Source organism: Micromonospora sp. NPDC005203 (genome assembly GCF_042872705.1).
In the GTDB taxonomy this organism is placed as follows: Bacteria; Actinomycetota; Actinomycetes; order Mycobacteriales; family Micromonosporaceae; genus Micromonospora.
Map to the genome: position 1 here is coordinate 763580 of NZ_JBIAKV010000002.1, position 17907 is coordinate 781486.

The following is a 17907-nucleotide window of genomic DNA, read 5'->3' on the forward strand; positions in this document are numbered from 1 at the left end:
ATCCTGAGACAGCACCGTGAGCCAACCCACCCTGTTCGGCGCGGGTCCCACGCCGGCGCCCCGACTGGCGGACTCCGGCCCCCGGTACACGCCCGTGGAGTTGGCCAAGCTGCTGCGGTTGCCGGCGCCCACCCGGGAGCAGGCCGCGATCATCGCCGCCCCGGTGGAGCCGCTGCTGGTGGTCGCGGGAGCCGGGTCGGGCAAGACCGAGACGATGGCCGCGCGGGTGGTCTGGCTGGTGGCCAACGCGTACGTGCGCCCGGAGCAGATCCTCGGGCTGACCTTCACCCGTAAGGCGGCCGGTGAGCTTGCCCACCGGGTCCGCACCCGGCTGGACCAACTGATCCGCCGACTCGGCCGGCAGGGCCGCGACCCGCTGGACGACCCGCTCGCCGGTGAACCCACCGTCTCGACGTACCACTCCTATGCGGGGCGGATCGTCACCGAGCACGGGCTGCGGTCCGGCTACGAGCCGTCGACCCGGCTGCTCACCGAGGCGTCCCGCTGGCAGTTGGTCGACCTGCTGGTGCGCAACTACGACGGCGACATGTCCGAGGTGGACCGGATGCCGAGCACCATCACCGACGCGGTGCTGGCGCTCGCCGGGGAGTTGGACGAGCACCTGGTCGCGCCGGACCAGTTGGCGGCCTGGACCGGTCGGTTCTTCGCCGAGGTGCAGTCCCGGCCGGGCCGGGTGTACGCCGACGTACGCAAGGCGCTCACCCTGCAACAGACCCGGCTGCGCCTGCTGCCGCTGGTGCGGGCGTACGCCCGGCGCAAGGAGAACTTCGAGGCGATGGACTTCGCCGACCAGCTCGCCCGGGCGGCCCGGGTGGCCCGCGATCACCCGGGGGTCGGCGAGATCGAGCGGGACCGCTTCCGGGCGGTGCTGCTCGACGAGTACCAGGACACCAGTCACGCCCAGGTGGTGCTGCTCAACGCGCTGTTCGGTGGCGGGCATCCGGTGACCGCGGTGGGCGACCCCTGCCAGTCCATCTACGGCTGGCGGGGCGCCAGCGCCGGCACACTGGACCGGTTCCCCACCGAGTTCGCCCGCGCCGACGGTGAGCCGGCCCCGGCGCTCGGGCTCACCACGAGCTGGCGTAACCGCCCGGAGATCCTCCGGGTGGCGAACGCGTTGTCGGCTCCGCTGCGGGCGGCGGGTGCCCGGGTGCCGGAGCTGCGCTCGGCGTTGACCGTCCGGGAGCCGATCCCGCACCGCAGCCCCGGCGGTGCGGCCGGCGGCACGGTGCACTGCGCGTTGCTGCCCACGTACGCCGACGAGGCGGACTGGATCGCCGACAGCGTGCTGGCCGCGTGGCGGGGGGCGGCCCGGATGCCGGGCGCGGCCCCCGAACACATCCCGGTGGCGCAGCGCCCGACCACCGCCGTGCTGGTCCGGGTTCGCAGTCAGATTCCGGCGATCGAGTCGGCCCTGCGCGAGCGTGGCCTCCCGGTCGAGGTGGTGGGGCTCGGTGGCCTGCTGGACACCCCCGAGGTACGCGACGTGGTCTGCACGCTGCGGGTGCTGGCCGACCCGACCGACGGGGCCGCTCTGCTGCGGTTGCTCACCGGTGCCCGCTGGCGGATCGGGCCGCGTGACCTGGTGGCGTTGCACCGGCGGGCCCGCGCCATCGCCAACGCCCGCCGCCAGTTGGCCGCCGACGACGACGCGGAGATCAGCCCCGATCTGCTGGACGAGGCGACCCTGGTGGAGGCGCTGGCCGATCTCGGTCCGGCGCAGGCGTACTCGGCGGAGGGCTTCGCGCGGCTGCGCGCGTACGGCATGGAGCTGGCGCTGTTGCGGTACCGGCTGGACCAGGCGCTGCCGGATCTGATCGCGGACATCGAGCGGACCATCGGCCTGGACGTGGAGGTCGCGGTGCGGGCCGGCCGGGACGGTGCCGGCGACGCCGGTCTGGCCCGGGGTCACCTGGACGCGCTGGGTGACGTGGCGGCCCGCTTCAGCGGGGAGACGCCCGGCGCGACACTGTCCGGGTTCCTGTCCTACCTGGCCGCCGCCGAGGACGAGGAGCGCGGTCTGGCGCCGGGTGAGGTGGAGGTCGTGGAGGGTGCGGTGCAGGTGGTCACCGCGCACGCCGCCAAGGGCCTGGAGTGGGACGTGGTGGCGGTGGCCGGCCTGTGTCGTGGGTCGTGGCCGGGGCCGGTGCGCAACTCCGATCACTGGCTGGGCGGACTGGGGGTGCTGCCGTTCCCCCTGCGCGGCGACGCCGACGGGTTGCCCGAGCTGGCGCTCGACGAGGCCGTCGACCAGCGGGCCGTGGCACGGGCGGTGAACGACTTCACCGACGCCTGGCGGGCACACGACGAGCGGGAGGAACGCCGCCTGACGTACGTGGCGGTCACCCGGCCGCGCCGGCTGCTGCTGTGCTCCGGTTACTGGTGGGGGGAGGGGACGAAGCGACCGCGCGGTCCGTCGGTCTTCCTCCGCGAGATGTACGACGCCTGCCTCGACGGTGGGCCGGGGCACCTGATCGACGCCTGGGCGACGGAGCCGACCCCGGATGCCACGAACCCCACCGCCGAGGTGGTGGTCCGGGCGGAGTGGCCCGCCGACCCGCTGGGTGGCCGCCGACCGGAGTTGGCCGAGGCTGCCGGGCTGGTGCGCCGCCTGATGGGCGACGGGCCGGCGGCGGCGCTCCCCGGACCGGTCGGGTCGGTGCTCACCGGGCCGGTCGGGTCGGTGCTCACCGGGCCGGTCGGGCCGGCGCGTGTGGTCGGGCCGGTGACGCCGATCGGGCCGGAGGCCGAGGCGGTTGGGCCGGTGACGCCGATCGGGTCGGCGACCGAGGCGGTTGGGCCGGTCGAGCCGGTCGACCCGGAGGTGGCGCGCTGGCAGCGCGAGGCGGATCTGCTGCTGGCCGAGCGGGCCGAGCTGACCCGGCTCTCCGGTGCGGTCGAGGTGGCCCTGCCCGGGCAGTTGAGCGTCACCCAGCTGGTGGCGTTGCGGCGCGACCCGGCGGCCCTGGCCCGTACGCTGCGCCGCCCGGTGCCGGCCGAGCCCAACCCGTACGCCCGCCGAGGCACCGCCTTTCACGCCTGGTTGGAGCAGCGCTTCGGTGCTGACCGCCTGCTGGACCTGGACGAGCTGCCCGGTGCGGCCGACGCGGATGCCGCGCCCGACGAGGCGCTGGTGGAGCTTCAGGAGCGGTTCCTGGCCAGCGAGTGGGCCGACCGGTCACCGGTGGAGGTGGAGGTCCCCTTCGCGACGGTGATCGGTGGGGTCGTGGTGCGGGGGCGGATGGACGCGGTCTTCGCCCGGCCGGGTGGGCGGTTCGACGTGGTCGACTGGAAGACCGGCGCGCAGCCCTCGGGGCCGGCGGCGGAGGTGGCCGCGGTGCAGTTGGCCGTGTACCGGTTGGCCTGGGCGGAGCTGGCTGGGGTGCCGGTGGACCGGGTGGGCGCGGCGTTCCACTACGTCCGGCACGGGGTGACGGTGCGGCCCGCCGACCTGCTGGATGTGACCGGGCTCACGGCCATGATCGCCCAGCTGCCCGAAGATTCTGCCCAAGGTTGACCGCTCGCGGGAAAACCATGATAGGTTGACCGGGTTGCAGTTTTGGTTACCAGAGACTCTGTGTGCGCCTGGCGGGAATTGTGGCCCCAGGCGCTCTTTGTTGTGTCCGGAGTTCTCCGGGCGGGGCGACCAGCAGCGACAGGCGATTCGCGCATCCCCGCGCGGAGCGCTCCTCTTCGGGCACGCAACAAGTGCGAGTCCGACGTTCCGTCAAGGAGACGAAACACATGGCTATTGGCACCGTGAAGTGGTTCAACGCTGACAAGGGCTTCGGCTTCATCACCCCGGACGGCGGCGGCGCTGACGTCTTCGCCCACTTCTCGGCGATCCAGTCCTCCGGCTACCGGAGCCTGGATGAGAACCAGCGGGTCGAGTTCGAGGTGACCCAGGGCCAGAAGGGCCCGCAGGCGGAGAACATCCGCCCGCTCTGATCTTCGGATCGGTCAGCATTACCTGTCGCGCCCTCCGGGTGTGACGGTGACGGGACCGGCCCGCCTCGCCGCCGCCTGCACCCACAGGCGGCGGCCCGGCGGCGGGCCGGCCCGTACTCCAATCGGTTCGTGCTTGTGAGTCCTGGCTGCCTTGCGCCGCCGGTTGACAGCGCCGACTTCGGCGCCCTCCCTCGACACGTTCCGCGTCGAGGAAGGCTTTCGCATGACCACTGTTATTCCTTCTTTCGCTCATACCGGTCTGGCACCGGCGCTGCTCACCGCGTTGATCGCGCAGGGCATCACCGAGCCGTTCCCGATCCAGACGGCGACGCTGCCCGACTCGCTCGCCGGCCGGGACGTCCTGGGCCGGGGTCGTACCGGCTCCGGCAAGACCCTCGCCTTCGGGCTGCCGCTGCTGTCGCGCACCGCTGGCCGTAAGGCCCGCCCGGGTCGTCCGCTGGCCCTGGTGCTGGTGCCGACCCGTGAGTTGGCCCAGCAGGTCACCACCGCGTTGGCCCCGTACGCCCGCGCCGTCGGGCTGCGCTGCACCACAGTCGTCGGCGGGCTGTCGTTGGGACGGCAGGCGGATGCTCTGCGGGCCGGCGCCGAGGTGGTCGTCGCCACCCCCGGCCGGCTGCACGATCTGATCAACCGGGGCGACGCCCGGCTCGACCAGGTCGAGATCACCGTGCTGGACGAGGCCGACCAGATGGCCGACATGGGCTTCCTGCCGCAGGTCACCAAGCTGCTGGAGCAGGTCGCGCCGCAGGGGCAGCGGATGCTCTTCTCCGCCACTCTGGACGGCGGTGTGGACCGGCTGGTCCGCCGCTTCCTCAGCAACCCGGTGACCCACTCGGTGGACCCGGGCACAGCCACGGTCACCGCGATGACCCACCACGTGCTGCACGTCGACGCGCTGGACAAGCCCGACGCGCTGACCCGGATCGCCGCCCGTGAGGGCCGCACCATCCTGTTCATGGGCACCAAGCACCGCGCCGACCGGCTGGCCCGCCAGTTGCTCTCCAAGGGGGTACGCGCGGCCGCGCTGCACGGCGGCAAGTCCCAGCCGCAGCGCACCCGCATCCTGGAGCAGTTCCGCAACGGTCAGGTGACCGCTCTGGTGGCCACCGACGTGGCGGCCCGGGGCATTCACGTCGACGGCCTGGACATGGTGGTCAACGTGGACCCGCCGACCGAGGCGAAGGACTACCTGCACCGGGGCGGGCGTACCGCCCGGGCCGGCGAGTCTGGTTCCGTGGTCACCCTGGTCCTGCCCGAGCAGCGCCGGGACGTGTCGCGACTGATGGCCGTTGCCGGCATCCGACCCGAGTCGGTTCAGGTGCGTCCGGGTGACGGGGCGTTGGCCCGGGTGACCGGTGCCCGCGAGCCGTCCGGCGTGCCGGTGACCATCGTCGCCCCGCCGGCGCCCGCAGCTCGGGTCCGCACCGGTGGCGGAGCGGTCGCCGAGGGCACCGCCCGCCCGGCGCACCGCGCGTCGGGTCGGTCGCGCCGCCCGCGCCGCCCGCGTACCGTCTGATCTCTTCCCGCGCTTCGACCGACCCGCCCCGCTTCGGCGAGGCGGGTCGGTCTGTCTGCGGCGAGTGGCGCGGCGGGACCCGCGCGGCCGGGTGCGGGCGGCCAGGCCGGGTGCGGGAGGCCGGGCCCGGTGCGGGCGGCCAGGCCGGGTGCGGGCGGCCGGCACCTCCTGACAGCCTTTGCTCTGCTCCAACCCACGCAACGGCCGGTGTCCGGATACCGGACGAGTGGTGTTGCGTCCGTTGAAGCAGAGCAAAGGCCGCGAGCAGGACCTCCGCTCCCCTCGGCCGGCCGACCACACGGTCGGCCGGCCGACCACACCGCTCAGTCGGTAATCAGCTTCGGCTGGGTCGGCTGGCCGATTGTGCCCTGGCTGTCCGTGGTCGAAGCTGGCCAGCGGGGGCAGTCGGGCGGGGGGCCCGGCGCGGGAGGGGTGACCATGGCGGGCGAGGCCGGCTCGGGTGCGGTGCGCGAATTGATCCTGGTGGTCGCGCTCGCGCTCGCCGGTCTGTTGCTCGCCATGGTTGCGGCCTTCGCGCCCTGGCACGCCACCTCGGCGGGTAGCGCTCCCGGCAGCCTGGTGGAGCTGCGCAGCCCCGACGACCCGGGCCTCGGCCCGGTGGTCGCACACGTGGGCTGACCAGTGGCCAATGGGCCGACGCGGGCCAGCGGTGTGGTCGGGTTCGGCGGGGCACCGACCCGACCACACCGCCTCCGCCGCTTCAGGTGGTGGAGGCGCGGTCGGTCGAGGTGTGGGTGAGCAGATTAGCCAGGGTGGTGCTGTCGACCACCGTGGCGATCGCCCCGTGCACCGCCAGCCAGACGTCGGTCAGCCCGGCGGCCACCCCGTGGTAGCCGGCGCGCTCGGCCGGCAGGCCGCGCACCGTGGTGAGCGAACCGCCGACCGCGCGCAACACGTCACCGACGGTGATCTCGTCGGCTGGGCGGGTCAGGGCGTACCCGCCGTCGGCGCCGCGGTGACTGTGCAGCAGACCCGCTCGGCGTAGGTCGAGCAGGATGCCCTGGAGAAAGCTGAGCGGGATGTCCTGCACCTCGGCCAGGCTGGCCGCCTTGACCAACTCGCCGCCGCCGCCACCGGCGGCGACGGCGAGCATCGCCCGGAGCGCGTAGTCGCTGCGCGCGGAGACGTACACCGCTCAGTTGCCCGCCTGGTCGAGCACGCCCCAGCGCCGCCGGATCGCCTTGTCCGCCGCGCCGAACGCGGCATCCACGACCAGGCCGACGACCAGAATCACGATCATCGTGGAGAGCAGCCAGGGCGCGTCGGACAACTCGCGGGAGTAGGTGAGCTGGGCACCGAGCGACGTCTGTGAGATGCCGACCACGAGCAGTTCACCGGCCATCAGGCTGCGCCAGGAGAAGGCCCACCCCTGCTTGAGACCGGCGACGATCGCCGGCAGGGCGGCCGGCGCGATGACGTACCGGTAGAGGTTGAGCCCTCGGGCACCCAGATTGCGGCCGGCGCGCTTCAGCAGTGGCGGTACGTAGTCCACGCCGGAGATCACCCCGTTGGCGATGGACGGCGCGGCACCGAGCACCACCACGAAGAAGATCGCCTTCTCGCTCAGCTCGAACAGCAGGATGGCCAGCGGGAACCAGGCGATCGACGGCATGGTCTGCAACGCGGTGATCATCGAGCCGATGGCGGCCCGGAGCACCTTGGAACGGGCCACCGCCAGGCCCAGCAGCAGGCCGACGGCGACCGAGAAGACGTACCCGAGGGCGGCCCGGCGGAGCGTGGTGACCAGGCCCTCCCAGAGCTGCGGACCCTGGGCCTGCTCCACCAGCTCGCGGCCCACCTCCAGCGGACCGGGCAGCGAGTACGGCGGCTTCCAGCCCGACCAGACCACGAGCTGCCAGGCCAGGATGGCGATGGCCAGCGCCGCCAACTTGGGCCAGGTGGCCGCCCAGAAGCGGGCGCCCCGGGAGACCTCGTTGTCCCGGCCCGCGATCTCCAGCGCGTCGAGACCGGTGATCTCCGCGTCGCTACGCGCCGAATTGGTGAGGGTGTCATTGGCCATGGCGGCCCACCTCCGTACGGAGCCGCTCGGTGACCTCGGCGGCGATGGCGGCGACCTCGGGGGAGTCGATCCGACGAGGGCGCGGGATGTTCACCTCGGTGGAGTAGATGATCCGACCGGGACGGCTGGAGAGCAGGATGATCCGGTCGGCCAGCCGGGCGGCCTCGCGGACGTTGTGCGTCACGAAGAGCACCGACAGCTTGCGCTCGGACCAGATCCGTTCCAGCTCGTCGTGCAGGATGTCCCGGGTCATCGCGTCCAGTGCGCCGAACGGCTCGTCCATCAGCAGCACCGGGGTGTCCAGTGCCAGCGTGCGGGCCAGCGCGACGCGCTGCCGCATCCCGCCGGAGAGCTCGTGTGGGCGCTTGCGGCCGAAGTCGGCCAGGTGCACCGTTCGCAGCAGCTCGGCCACCCGCTCGCGGCGTTGCGCCCGGGGGAGCCGGCGCAGCTTCAGCGGCACCTCCACGTTGGCGTCGACGGTCAGCCACGGAAAGAGCGCCGGCTCCTGGAACATCAGGCCCGGGTTGACCCCACCGGCCAGGGTGATCTGCCCACCGCTGACCCGGTCCAGCCCGGCCACCAGGTTGAGCAGGGTGCTCTTGCCGCAGCCGGACGCGCCGACCAGACAGACGAACTCGCCGGGCGCGACGTCCAACGACACCCCGTCGAGGGCCAGGACGGCGTTCGGCCCGCGTCCGTACACCTTGGTTACGCCGGAGAGCGCGACCGCGGTGGTCGCGCTCTGCGGCGTCGTCGTGGTCGACGTCATGGCTGGGTGACCTCGGGCTTGCCGGCCGCCTTGAGAGCGTTGTTGAGGTACTTGAGGTCGTACAGGCCCTTGAGGTCGACCGGTTCGGTCAGCTTGACCTCGACGGCGTGGTCGAGGCCCGCCTTCAAAGACGTGGGGATCGGGTCGTTGGTGAACTCCAACGTCGGCCACGCCTGCTTGATCAGCTTCAGGTCCAGCGGCTTGCCGGTGATCTTGCCGATCGCGTCGGAGATGGCCTGTTGGGCCTCCTCGGGCTTGCTGTTGACGAACTCGTTCGCGGCAACCTGGCCATCGACCAGCTTCTGCACCACGTCCGGATGCGCCTTGAGGAACTTCGTGCTGACCAGCAGGTTGGTGATGACGAACTTTTTGTCCGGCCACAGGTCGCGCTCGTCGACGAGCACCTTGCCGCCGGCGTTGACCAGTCGGGAGACGAACGGCTCGGGCACCCAGGCGCCGTCGATCGCGCCACTGTTGAACGTCTCGACCGTCTGGGCGTTCTCCTGCGGCACGATCTTGACGTCGCCGCCACCCTCCTTGGTGGTGGTCAGACCCTGCTGCTTGAGCCAGTAGCGGATCGCCACGTCCTGGGTGTTGCCCAGCTGCGGGGTGGAGATCTTCTTGCCCTTCAGGTCCTGCACGCCCGTGATGCCGGGCTTGACCACGAGCGCCACGCCGCCGGAGGCCGCGCCGGAGATGACCCGGACGGCCTCACCCTTGGACTTGGAGAAGGCGTTCACCGTCGGGTTCGGACCGATGTAGGTGGCATCCAACGCGCCGGAGAAGATGGCCTCGATGGCGGCCGGGCCGGCGTTGAAGGTCTTCGGGTCCAACGTGACGTCGGTGCCGAGCTTCTCGGCGAAGATGCCCTTCTCCACGCCGACGACCGCCGGTGCGTGGGTGATGTTGGGGAAGTAGCCGAGACGTAGGGTCACCGGGCCGCCAGAGGCGCCACCGGAGCCGTCGCTGTCGTTGCCGCACGCGGCGGCGCTGCCCACAGTCGCCGCCCCGAGGGCGGCAAGGGTGGCCAGGGTGACCAACCGGCGCAAGGGGTGCCGTCTCATCGTCCATCCAATCCGCAGTATTCCTACTTAGTTGGTAGGAAGAGTGGGCCAGCGGGTGGTCAGCGTCAAGGCCCATCCACATGCCGGGAAGGTGCGTCTCGCCTATGTCGGTATTTCCTACCAGCTTGCTAGGGTACGACGCTCGGCAACTGTCAGAGAGGCGACTGTGCGATGACCTTCCACTGGTTCCTGCCCACCTCCGGCGACGGCGACCAGGTCGGTGCCGCCACCGTCACGGCGGGTGCCGCCCGGCACGACCGCGCCGCCACGGTGGCGTACCTGGCCGAGGTCGGCCGGGCCGCCGAGGCGCACGGCTTCACCGCCGTCCTCACGCCCGTGGGCGCCGGCTGCCCCGACCCGTGGATCGTCTGCGCGGCGATCGCCCAGCACACCGAGCGGCTCGGCATGCTGGTCGCGGTCCGGGCCGGCTTCGCGCTGCCCACCCTGATCGCCCAGCAGGCCGAGGCGTTCCAGGCCGTCTCCGGTAATCGGCTGTCGCTCAACATCGTGACCGGCGGCGACCCGGCCGAGCAGCGGGCGTACGGCGACTTCCTCGGGCACGACGACCGCTACGCGCGTACCGGTGAGTTCATCGAGGTGCTCCGCCGCGCCTGGGCCGGACGGCCCTTCGACTACACCGGCACGCACTACCAGGTCGAGGGCGGCGGCCTGGCCACCCCACTGGCCGAGCCTCCGCCGGTCTACTTCGGCGGCGCGTCCCCGGCCGCCGAGACGGTGGCCGCCCGACAGGCCGACGTCTACCTGATGTGGGGTGAGCCGCAGGCGTCGATCGCGGCCCGGGTCACCCGCGTCCGGGCGCTCGCCGCCGAACACGGCCGCACCCTGCGCACGGGACTGCGGCTGCACGTCATCGCCCGGCCCACCAGCGCCGAGGCCTGGGCAGAGGCCGACCGGCTGCTGGCCGGGATGAGCCGGGAGCGGATCGTCGCCGCCCAGGCCAGATTCCGCCGGATGGACTCCGTCGGACAGGCCCGGATGGCCGCGCTCAACGCCGGCCGCACCGACGGGCTCACCGTCGCACCGAACCTGTGGGCAGGTGTCGGCCTCGTCCGCGAGGGCGCCGGCACCGCGCTGGTGGGCAGCTACGCCGAGGTCGCGGCCCGGATCGACGAGTACGCCGCGCTCGGCGTCGACGAGTTCATCCTCTCCGGCTGGCCGCACCGGGAGGAGGCCGAGCGGGTCGGCGCCGAGGTGCTGCCCCTCGTCAGCGCCTCGGTTTCGGCGGCTCCGCTGAGGTCGCGGGTGGTGGGGGTGTCGACGCGCTAGGGTCGACTCCGTGCCTGCGCGGAGATCCAGAATTCCAGCGACGAAGTATCCGGTCGAGCGGTTCACCCTCGACAACGGCCTGCGGGTGGTGCTCACCCCTGATCGCAGCGCCCCGGTGATCGGGGTGGCGGTGGTCTACGACGTCGGCATCCGCTCGGAACCGGAGGGGCGCACCGGCTTCGCCCACCTCTTCGAGCACCTGATGTTCCAGGGCTCGGAAAATCTGGAGAAGCTGGCCCACTTCCGGCATGTGCAGGGGGCGGGTGGGACGTTCAACGGCTCCACCCACCTGGACTACACCGACTACTTCGAGACGCTGCCGAGCAACGCGCTGGAACGCGCGCTGTTCCTGGAGGCGGACCGGATGCGCGGCCCCCGACTGACCGAGGAGAACCTGCGTAACCAGGTCGACGTGGTCAAGGAGGAGATCCGGGTCAACGTGCTCAACCGACCGTACGGCGGTTTCCCCTGGTTGACCCTGCCCCCGGTCATGTTCGACACCTTCCCGAACGCGCACGACGGCTACGGCTCCTTCGACGACCTGGAGTCGGCGACCGTCGCCGACGCCGCGGACTTCTTCCGCCGCTACTACGCCAGCGGCAACGCCGTCCTCGCGGTCAGCGGCGACATCGACGTGGCCGAGGCGACCGAGCTGGTCAACCGGCACTTCGGCGACGTGCCGGCCCGCCCGGCGCCGGTTCGGCCCGACTTCACCGAGCCCGACCTGACCGCCGAGCGGCGCACCTCGTACACCGATGCCCTGGCGCCGCTGCCGGCGGTCGCCGGGGCTTGGCGGGTACCCGACCCGATCACCGATTTCGCCGGCTACCTGCCCTTCGTGGTGCTGGCCGAGGTGCTCACCGACGGTGACGCGTCGCGGCTCGTCGAACGCCTGGTGCAACGGGACCGCACGGTTACCAGCCTCGGCGGATACCTCGGCTTCATGGGCGATCCCTTCGACGTCCGTGATCCCACCGCGTTGCTGTTGCAGGCGCACCTGCCGCCCGGGGGCGACGTGGACAAGGTGCTGCGCACCATCGACGAGGAGTTGGACCGGCTGGCCACCGACGGGCTGACCGACGGTGAGCTGGCCCGCACCCAGGCCCGGATGGCGACCCACCTGCTGCGCGACACCGACGCGGTGCTCGGCCGGGCGCTGCGGATGGCCGTGCTGGAGCAGCAACGCGGCGAACCGGGCCTGCTCAACGAGCTGCCCCGGCTGGTCGGCGAGGTCACCGAGGAGCAGGTCCGGGCCGCCGCGGCCACCGTGCGCCCGGAACGCCGCGCCGCGATCGAGGTCATCGCCGGAGGTGCTCGGTGAGCGCGAGGAGTGAGCCGGTTTTGCGAGCCCCGCAGTCGCGAACGAAGGTGACTCGGTGAGCGCGAGGAGTGAGCCGGTTTTGCGAGCCCCGCAGTCGCGAACGAAGGTGGCACAGTGAGCACGACAACAATTCCTGCCGGACCGCGTACGCTGCCTCCGCTCGGCCCGACCCGCAAGCTCAAGGTGCCCAAGCAGGCCGAGCGCACGCTGCGCAACGGCCTCACGGTGATCGCCGTACGCCGGCCCGCCGTGCCGCTCGTCGAGCTGCGGCTCTGGGTGCCGTTCGGCCGGGTCCACCTGGCCCGCGGCGCGATGCTCTCGCAGACCATGCTGTCCGGCACCGAGTCGATGACGAGTGTGCAGATCGCCGCCGAGTTGCAGAAGGTGGGCGGCGGACTCTCCGCGGGTGTCGACCCGGACCGGCTGATGCTCTCCGGCGCGGGCCTGGTCACCGGCCTGGACCGGATGCTGGAACTGCTGGCCGAGGTGCTGACCAGCGCCAGCTACCCCGGCGACGAGGTGGCCACCGAACGGGACCGGCTCGTCGACCGGATCCAGGTGGCGCAGAGCCAACCGTCGCACCTGGCCCGGGAGGCGCTGCTGAAGCGGATCTACGGCCGGCACCCGTACGCGACGCAGACCCCGGAGCCCGGCCAGATCCGCGCCGTTCGGCCGGCGGCGCTGCGCACCCTGCACGCGGAGCGGGTCCACCCGGCCGGCGCGCAGTTGGTGCTGGTCGGCGATGTGCAGCCGGAGAAGGCCCTGGACGCGGCCGAGCGGGCGCTCGGCGGCTGGGCCGGCGCCGGGCGGGTCGCGGAGTTGCCGGCGACGCCGCCGCTGGAGCCGGGGCCGCTGTTGCTCGTCGACCGACCCGGATCGGTGCAGTCCTCGTTGCGGATCGCGCTTCCGGCGGTGTCCCGCACCGATCCGGACCACGCTCCGCTGCAACTGGCCAACCTGATCTTCGGCGGCTACTTCTCCTCCCGTTGGGTGGAGAACATCCGCGAGGACAAGGGCTACACGTACGGCCCGCACTCGGGGATCGAGCACTCCGTGGCCGGGTCGGTGCTTGTCGCCGCCGCCGAGGTGGCCACCGAGGTCACCGGTCCGGCGTTGCTCGAGACGACGTACGAGCTGGGTCGGCTGGCGTCGCTGCCGCCGAAGCCCGAGGAGTTGGAGCAGGCCCGTCAGTACGCCCTGGGCACCCTTCAGCTCGGCATGTCCACCCAGGCGGGGTTGGCCGCGTTGACGAGCGCGTACGCCGGCAACGGCCTGCGCCTGGACTTCCTCGCCGAGTACTCGGCCAGGTTGGCGAAGGCGAGCATCGACGATGTCGCGCGGGCGGCGGCCCGGTACCTGGCACCTGCCCGGGCTGCGGTCGTGGTGCTCGGCGACGCCGAGCGGGTCACGCCGGGGCTGGCCGCGCTCACCACGATCCGTACCGAGCCGGTGCAGTGAGCGAGCGTGGTGAGCGAACCCTGAGGCTCAGCAGCGAGCCGTCTCGCGCCGGCGCGGCGCGTAGCGGAGCGCGCGCGTGAGCGGGGAGGCCGCGCCGCCGTTGGCCCGGTCCACCCTGGATCGGGCGGCACACCGGCGGGGCGACTCGCAGTGGTTGACCGAGGCGTGGCTGCGCGCCCGGGTGTTGGTGCTCGACTCGTCCGCCGAGGGCCGCACGCTGGCCCGCGCCGACACGTCGCCGCCGGCGCTCGTGCTGCTCGCCGCGGCCGACATACCGGCCGGGTCGGAGTCGACGGCGATGTTCCTCGGTGTCGAGCCGGACGGGGTGCCGGTCTTCGCGGTCGACGCACCGCTGCCGGAGCTGCCGGGGACCCGGGCGGTCAACCTGCGCGACGTGGGTCACCTGCTCGCCGACCGGGAGGCCGGTATCTTCACGACCGCGCTGGCCCTGATCAACTGGCACAGCCGGCACGGCTACGCGTCGAGCACCGGGGCACCGACCGCCATGGACGAGGCGGGCTGGTCCCGGGTGGACCGCAACGGTGGGCGGATCTGGCCGCGGACCGACCCGGCGATGATCGTGCTGGTGCACGACGGCGTGGACGGCCCGGACGGGCGCTGCCTGCTCGGCAACAACGCCGGCTGGGCGGGCACCCCGGACGGGCGGCGCTACTCGTGTCTGGCCGGCTACGTCGAGCCGGGCGAGTCGGCGGAGGCCGCCGTGCTGCGCGAGGTCCGCGAGGAGGTGGGCATCGGGATCGAGCGCATCGGGTACGTGGGCAGTCAGGCCTGGCCGTTCCCCGGCTCGCTGATGTTGGGCTTCCTGGCCACCGCCGACCCGACCGATCCGGTGCGGGTCGATCCGTCCGAGATCGCGTATGCGAGGTGGTTCACGCGCCGGGAGATCGGGGCGGCGCTGGCCGGGCAGACCGTCGACGTGGGTGACGGGGCTCGGCTGATCCTGCCCCCACCGTCGTCGATCGCGCTGTTCCTCATCCACCGTTGGCTGGACGGTTGGGTGGACGCCGACCGGTGAGCACGGTCCCGGCCCGTGGCCGCCGTTGCCGCGGCGGTCACAGGCCGGGAACACGGGCCGTCGTGGTCGGCGGTGCGTAGAACGCGGCGGGGGAGCCGGTCCGACCACGACGGACGTCTGAGTCAGGTGCTGGTGCGGTGGGATCTGTTGCGGAAGGCGGGTCGGGGCTCGCTCAGCGGCAGGACCTTGACCCGTTGCCGGCCGGCGCGGACCGCGCCGACCGCGGCCAGGGCGCGAGCCAGCAGCAGCGCGGCGTCCCGGTCCTCGGCGTGCACAATCTGCCGTCGCGGCTCGGGCGCGGTCGTCTCGTCGCGGAGTCGGTGGCCGTCCGCCCAGGCGGCGGCGATGTCCCCGTCGGCGACGGTGCGGATGTCGGTGCGAACGATCAGGAACCGCATGAGGGTCTCCGGATGAACCGCGACGGATGAGCCAGTGTGGAAGTTCCACGAACTCGATGGCCATGTTACGCCGCGTGAACATCCCGGCAACGCAAACTCGCCTATTGATTCTGAGCCTCGTCCGATCATCCGATGCCTGCTCAGCGGGCTTGCGCCCGGAACGAGACGGGGCCGCCGGCAGTGTGCCGACGGCCCCGTCCCGGTCACCGGGTCAGTTCAGATCAAACTGGCCGCCCTTGGCTCCGGCGATGAAACCGAGCCATCCGGCCCGATTGAACTGCAGCACCGGGCCGCCTCGGTCCTTGCTGTCGCGCAGCGCGACAGCGGACGGGCCGGTGCCCAGGGGGGCGACCTCGACGCAGTTGGAGGTCTGGCTTCGTGTGCTGGTACGCCACGGGGCGTCCGCCAACGAGCGGGCGGAGGCGGACGGCGTGTTGCGGATGTCGTTCATGGTTCTGCTCCTGGTGTGAACCGATCCGATGGGACGAGTGGTGTCGCACGTCCGACGGATGGACCCCCGTGGATCACCGTTCCGTCAGCCGCCCCGAGTCCCTGCGGCGTTGGGTCGGCGCCGTTGCCGGCCCGAACGCCACTGTGGATGGGGGCACCGCCTCGGTCAGCCGTCCCGTCGACTCGATCAGCCAGGAGAGGGTTTCCGAGGCGGTTAGTGCCGCCGTGCATAGCCACTCGAACACCACTTTATAGCTATTTAGTGGGATTACCTCGGTCGACATGACGTCGGTGAACCCCCCTTCGATGGCCAATGTCTCCGGATCGAGCGGATCGGCGAACCGGTAGACGGAGAACGCGGTCGGCGGAAGGTACCAATTGCCGACCGGGGTGTCCCGCAACAGGACGTGCAGCGTCACGTTGGGCAGCAGGGCCAGCTCGCAGAGCTGGACCAGTTGCTCGTGCAGCACCTCGGGTGGTCCGGCCCGGTTACCGAGGGCCGCCTCCTCCAGGACCGCGGTGTAACGCGGCGCGTGCGGCTCCCGGGTCAGCAGCGACTGGCGGGCCATCCGCGCCTGCACCTCGGTGTCGAGGTCGTCGCCCGGCTTCGGTTCACCGGCGCCCGCGCTCACCTCGCGGGCCGAGACGATCCGCACCTTGGCGTACCCGGGGGTCTGCAACAGGCCCGGCACCAACACCGGGTTGTACTCGGAGATCTCCGCGCAGCCCGCCTCAAGCTCGGCCCAGCTACGCTGCTGCTGCGTCATCACCGGAAAGTTCTTCAACCAGCCCCGCATGTCGCCGGCCTCGCCGGCGATGCCGAGCAGTTCCGCGTGCGTTGCCTCGTCGGCCCCGTAGAGGGCCAGCAGTACGCCGACGTCCTGTGGGTCCGGTCGGCTGCGGCCGTTCTCCAGACGGGACAGTTTGGACGCCGACGCCCAACCGATCCTCTCGATGACCTGATCGCCGGTGAGCCCCGCGGTCTCGCGCAGGCGGCGCAGTTCCAGGCCCAACCGTCGGCGACGCATTATCGGGCTGGGTGCGGCAGGAGGCACAGTGTCCTCTTTCCCGTCGACCGCCGCAGACGCGACGGTAACTGTATGAAATTCGCCCCCCACGGCCAGTATGGACGGCGCGACCGGCGTCGGAGGTTCCGACGGGGGCGTGTCTGACAAAAATGGAACACAGGAATGCCGGATGACGACGGACCTGCGGTCGCAGCCCCGTCGACCACGCCCACCCGGGCACGCCATCCCGCCGGAGGGACCCATGCGCACCGTCCTGCGCCGCCCCGACTTCCGTCTGCTCTTCGGCGGTCTGCTGGCCAGCATGACCGCCGAGTCGATCCTGCTGCTCGCGCTCGCGATCTGGGTCAAGGACCTGACCGGCTCCAACGGGCTCGCCGGCGGCACCATCTTCGCCGTCGTCGCCCCGATGACGCTGGCACCGGTGATCGGCTGGTTCGTCGACCGCTACCCACGCCGGCCGTTCTTCGTCGCCGCCAACGTGGTCACCGCCGTAGTGCTCACCCCCCTGTTCACCGTCGCGGACGCTGGTGACGTCTGGGTCGTCTACCTGGTGGCGGCCCTGTACGGGTTGTCGTCGATCACGCTCGGCGCGGCGCTCAGCGGGCTCATCCGGGAGTTGGTGCCGGTCGAGTTGCTCGCGGAGGCGAACGGCGTGCTGCAGACCGTACGGCAGGGCATGCGGTTGATCGGTCCGCTGGCCGGCGCGGCGCTCTACGCGGCGCTCGGCGGGTGGGCGTTGGCCGGGATCGGCATGGTCGGATTTCTGACCGCGGCGGCGGTGGTGACCGCGCTACCCACCCCGCAACAGGCGCCCTCGCCCACGCGACTGCGCTGGCCGGCCGAGTTGGGCGCCGGTCTGCGGCATTTGGCCGGCGAGCCGGCCCTGCGTCGGGCGCTGCTCGGCTACGGGCTCGGGTCACTGGTGATGGGCTTCAGCGAGTCGCTCATCTTCGCCTACGTCGACCAGGGGCTCAACCGCGACGCCGCGTTCGTGGGTGTGCTGGTCACCGTGCAGGGCGTCGGCGGGCTGCTCGGTGGACTCTGCTCACCGGCGCTGGTCCGCCGGTTCGGAGAGGTCGGCACCCTGGCCGCCGGGGTGGCCTTCTTCTCGCCAGCCGCGTTCGTGCTCGCGTACCCCGATCTCCGGCTCGCCTTCGCGGCCGTGCTGCTGGCCGGCGTCTCCCTGCCCCTGACGATGGTGGGTCTGCACACGCTGATCCAGCGCCGGACCCCGCCGGCGCTTGTCGGCCGGGTCGCCGCGGCCACCCAGGCGGTGGTCAGCGGACCGCAGGCGTTCTCCATCGGGGCGGGCGCGTTGCTCGTCGGTTTCCTGGACTACCGGATGCTGTTCGCGCTGGTGGGGGTGGCCGCCCTGGCGGCCGGCAGTTACCTCTGGCGGGGTCGGCACCTGAGCGCCCCGCCCGGCACCCGCCCACCCACGCCGCCGACCCGTCCGACCGGCCCGACGGTCCCGGCGCCCCGGCGAGCGGTCGAGGAGGCCGAGCGGCCGGTGTCGACGGGCACGCCCCGGCGGCCCCCCGGGTGACGG

Annotated in this window: 16 protein-coding genes; 9 read left to right on the forward strand and 7 right to left on the reverse strand. The window is 72.2% G+C overall.

The window, feature by feature from the left end; translation table 11 throughout:
* Nucleotides 1-16: 16 nt before the first annotated feature.
* The 4 genes from ACFYPM_RS08880 (at nt 17) to ACFYPM_RS08895 (ending at nt 6145) form a co-directional block, all read left to right on the forward strand.
* Nucleotides 17-3538 (forward strand): ATP-dependent helicase, encoded by a 3522-nt coding sequence (locus ACFYPM_RS08880; protein WP_387192817.1) that lies wholly within the window; start codon nt 17-19, stop codon nt 3536-3538.
* A 227-nt stretch (nt 3539-3765) separates the two neighbouring features.
* On the forward strand, nt 3766-3969 hold the full coding sequence (locus tag ACFYPM_RS08885) for a cold-shock protein (RefSeq protein ID WP_007464836.1): 204 nt from the start codon (nt 3766-3768) through the stop codon (nt 3967-3969).
* 223 nt (nt 3970-4192) lie between these two features.
* Nucleotides 4193-5506, forward strand: a complete 1314-nt coding sequence (locus ACFYPM_RS08890) for a DEAD/DEAH box helicase (protein WP_387192820.1) — start codon at nt 4193-4195, stop codon at nt 5504-5506.
* A 438-nt stretch (nt 5507-5944) separates the two neighbouring features.
* A complete protein-coding gene (locus ACFYPM_RS08895) occupies nt 5945-6145 on the forward strand; it encodes a hypothetical protein (protein ID WP_387192823.1) in 201 nt (66 codons plus the stop codon).
* A gap of 82 nt (nt 6146-6227) precedes the next feature.
* On the opposite strand, the gene ACFYPM_RS08900 is transcribed toward ACFYPM_RS08895, so the two are convergent.
* Genes ACFYPM_RS08900 through ACFYPM_RS08915 form a run of 4 tightly spaced genes read right to left on the reverse strand, consistent with a single transcriptional unit; the run spans nt 6228 to nt 9380 of the window.
* The gene (locus ACFYPM_RS08900; protein ID WP_387192826.1) at nt 6228-6659 is read right to left on the reverse strand and encodes an RrF2 family transcriptional regulator; all 432 of its coding nucleotides are present in this window, start codon (nt 6657-6659) and stop codon (nt 6228-6230) included.
* Between the two features lie 3 nt (nt 6660-6662).
* A complete protein-coding gene (locus ACFYPM_RS08905) occupies nt 6663-7547 on the reverse strand; it encodes an ABC transporter permease (RefSeq protein WP_387192829.1) in 885 nt (294 codons plus the stop codon).
* Nucleotides 7537-8316, reverse strand: a complete 780-nt coding sequence (locus ACFYPM_RS08910; protein WP_357246763.1) for an ABC transporter ATP-binding protein — start codon at nt 8314-8316, stop codon at nt 7537-7539. Before ACFYPM_RS08910 ends, ACFYPM_RS08905 begins: the two co-directional genes overlap by 11 nt.
* Nucleotides 8313-9380, reverse strand: a complete 1068-nt coding sequence (locus tag ACFYPM_RS08915; protein ID WP_387192832.1) for an ABC transporter substrate-binding protein — start codon at nt 9378-9380, stop codon at nt 8313-8315. The genes ACFYPM_RS08910 and ACFYPM_RS08915 overlap by 4 nt, the downstream gene beginning before the upstream one ends.
* Before the next feature lie 171 nt (nt 9381-9551).
* Here ACFYPM_RS08915 and ACFYPM_RS08920 point away from each other — a divergent pair, with 171 nt between their 5' ends.
* The 4 genes from ACFYPM_RS08920 to nudC all read left to right on the forward strand — a co-directional run bounded on the left by ACFYPM_RS08920 (nt 9552) and on the right by nudC (nt 14482).
* Nucleotides 9552-10667 (forward strand): LLM class flavin-dependent oxidoreductase, encoded by a 1116-nt coding sequence (locus tag ACFYPM_RS08920; protein WP_387192835.1) that lies wholly within the window; start codon nt 9552-9554, stop codon nt 10665-10667.
* Between the two features lie 10 nt (nt 10668-10677).
* Nucleotides 10678-11988 carry a M16 family metallopeptidase gene (locus ACFYPM_RS08925; protein ID WP_387192838.1) on the forward strand — a complete coding sequence of 437 codons (1311 nt, stop codon included), beginning with the start codon at nt 10678-10680 and terminating at the stop codon, nt 11986-11988.
* A gap of 114 nt (nt 11989-12102) precedes the next feature.
* Nucleotides 12103-13446, forward strand: a complete 1344-nt coding sequence (locus tag ACFYPM_RS08930) for a M16 family metallopeptidase (RefSeq protein WP_387192840.1) — start codon at nt 12103-12105, stop codon at nt 13444-13446.
* A 76-nt stretch (nt 13447-13522) separates the two neighbouring features.
* A complete protein-coding gene (gene nudC, locus ACFYPM_RS08935; protein WP_387192843.1) occupies nt 13523-14482 on the forward strand; it encodes an NAD(+) diphosphatase in 960 nt (319 codons plus the stop codon).
* A gap of 122 nt (nt 14483-14604) precedes the next feature.
* Here the strand turns inward: nudC and ACFYPM_RS08940 are convergent, their stop codons facing one another.
* From ACFYPM_RS08940 to ACFYPM_RS08950, 3 genes are all read right to left on the reverse strand, one after another.
* Nucleotides 14605-14880 carry a hypothetical protein gene (locus ACFYPM_RS08940; protein ID WP_387192846.1) on the reverse strand — a complete coding sequence of 92 codons (276 nt, stop codon included), beginning with the start codon at nt 14878-14880 and terminating at the stop codon, nt 14605-14607.
* Between the two features lie 211 nt (nt 14881-15091).
* Nucleotides 15092-15331 carry a DUF397 domain-containing protein gene (locus ACFYPM_RS08945; RefSeq protein ID WP_387192849.1) on the reverse strand — a complete coding sequence of 80 codons (240 nt, stop codon included), beginning with the start codon at nt 15329-15331 and terminating at the stop codon, nt 15092-15094.
* Nucleotides 15332-15404: 73 nt separating this feature from the next.
* Nucleotides 15405-16385, reverse strand: coding sequence for a helix-turn-helix domain-containing protein (locus ACFYPM_RS08950; protein WP_387192852.1), 981 nt, complete (start codon nt 16383-16385; stop codon nt 15405-15407).
* A gap of 214 nt (nt 16386-16599) precedes the next feature.
* Here ACFYPM_RS08950 and ACFYPM_RS08955 point away from each other — a divergent pair, with 214 nt between their 5' ends.
* Entirely contained in the window at nt 16600-17904 is a 1305-nt protein-coding gene (locus ACFYPM_RS08955; protein ID WP_387193420.1) for an MFS transporter, read from the forward strand.
* Nucleotides 17905-17907 lie beyond the last annotated feature (3 nt).